This is a genomic window from Actinoplanes sp. ATCC 53533 (assembly GCF_003947245.1).
The window spans coordinates 1-1,662 of record NZ_QHHV01000519.1 but is presented as its reverse complement, the minus strand read 5'-3'; the positions used below and the strand labels follow the sequence as shown (position 1 = coordinate 1,662).

The window sequence follows — 1,662 nt, the reverse complement described above, 5'->3', positions numbered from 1 at the left end:
CCTTCTGCCTCGCGAGAGAGCCGGCCAACGCCAGCACGAGCACCATCGGCAGGAACCGGCCGAGCAGCATCGCCAGCCCCAGCGCGGTGTCCCACCACGGGGTGTTGACGGTGATGCCGCCGAAGGCGGAGCCGTTGTTGTTGCCCGCGCTGGTGAACGCGTACAGCACCTCCGACAGGCCGTGCGGGCCCACGTTGAGCGCGGTGGCGTTGTTGCCGGTGGCGAAGGCCGCCGCCGTACCGGTCAGCACGATCGTCGGGGTGACCAGGAAGTACAGCGACGCGAGTTTCATCTCCCGGGCGCCGATCTTCTTGCCCAGATACTCCGGCGTGCGCCCGACCATCAGCCCGGCCACGAAGACCGTGATGACCGCCAGGATGAGCAGGCCGTAGAGGCCCGAGCCGACACCGCCGGGTGCGACCTCGCCGAGCATCATGTTGACGATCGGCATCATCCCGCCGAACGGCGTGTACGAGTCGTGGAACGAGTTGACCGCCCCGGTGGAGGTCAGCGTCGTCGCCGCGGCGAAGGTGGCCGAGTTCGGTATGCCGAACCGGACGTCCTTGCCCTCCATCGCGGCGCCGACGGCCTGCGGCACCGTGCCGCCGCCCTGGGTCTCGAAGCCCACCGTCAGCGCGACACTCGCGAGCGCGAGGATCGCCATGACGGCGACGATCGCGTACCCCTGGCGGTTCTGCCCGACCATCCGGCCGAAGACCCGCGGCAGGCTGAACGGGATCAGCAGCAGCAGGAAGATCTGCAGCCAGTTCGTCCAGGCGGTGGGGTTCTCGAACGGGTGCGCGGAGTTGACGTTGTAGAAGCCGCCGCCGTTGGTGCCCAGCTCCTTGATCGCCTCCTGGCTGGCCACCGGGCCGCCGGTGATGTGCTGGGTGGCGCCGGTCAGCGTGGTGACGTCCGTGCCGCCGGACAGGTTCTGCACCATGCCGGCGGCCATGAACACGATCGTGGCGAGCACACAGATCGGCAGCAGGACCCGCAGGGTGATCCGGGTCAGGTCGACCCAGAAGTTGCCCAGCGTGCCGTTCTTACGAGCGGCGAAGCCGCGGATCAGGGCGACGGCGACGGCGATGCCGACGCTCGCGGAGACGAAGTTCTGCACGGCGAGCCCGGCCATCTGCACCAGATGGCCCATCGTCGACTCACCCGAGTACGCCTGCCAGTTGGTGTTGGACACGAAGCTGACGGCGGTGTTCCAGGCGACGTGGTCGGTGACCGCCGGCATGCCCAGTGACAGCCACAGCTTGTCCTGCACGCGCAGGAAGAGGTAGAGAAAGAGAATCGAGACTGCGGAGAAGGCCAGGACGCTGCGGGCGTAGACACCCCAGGTCTGCTCGGCCGCCGGGTCGACGCCGACGAGCCGGTACACACCGCGTTCGACCACGGTGCTCCGGGTGCCGGTGACGACCCGGTACAGGTAGTCGCCGAACGGGCGGTAGACCGCGACCAGCGCGGCCACCAGGGTGATGACGAACAGCCAGCCGGCCATCAGAACTTCTCCGGGAACAGCAGGGCGGCGACCATGAAGGCGCCGAGCAGCACGGCCACGATCAGGCCGATGAGGTTGACGGCGCTCACCAGCGTTCGACCGCCCGGATCAGCACGGTCAGCGCTGCGAACAGCGCCACCGTGAGCCCGACGAAC

Annotated in this window: 2 protein-coding genes; both read right to left on the bottom strand. The window is 68.5% G+C overall.

Translation table 11 applies throughout. The annotated features are described in order from the left end of the window. The coding region (kdpA, locus tag DMB66_RS59740; protein ID WP_125812688.1) for a potassium-transporting ATPase subunit KdpA at positions 1-1,507 on the bottom strand (1,507 nt) is incomplete at its 3' end. Beyond that, positions 1,507-1,596 carry a K(+)-transporting ATPase subunit F gene (kdpF, locus tag DMB66_RS59735; protein ID WP_041840852.1) on the bottom strand — a complete coding sequence of 30 codons (90 nt, stop codon included), beginning with the start codon at positions 1,594-1,596 and terminating at the stop codon, positions 1,507-1,509. The genes kdpA and kdpF, both read right to left, overlap by 1 nt. Between the last annotated feature and the right edge of the window lie 66 nt (positions 1,597-1,662).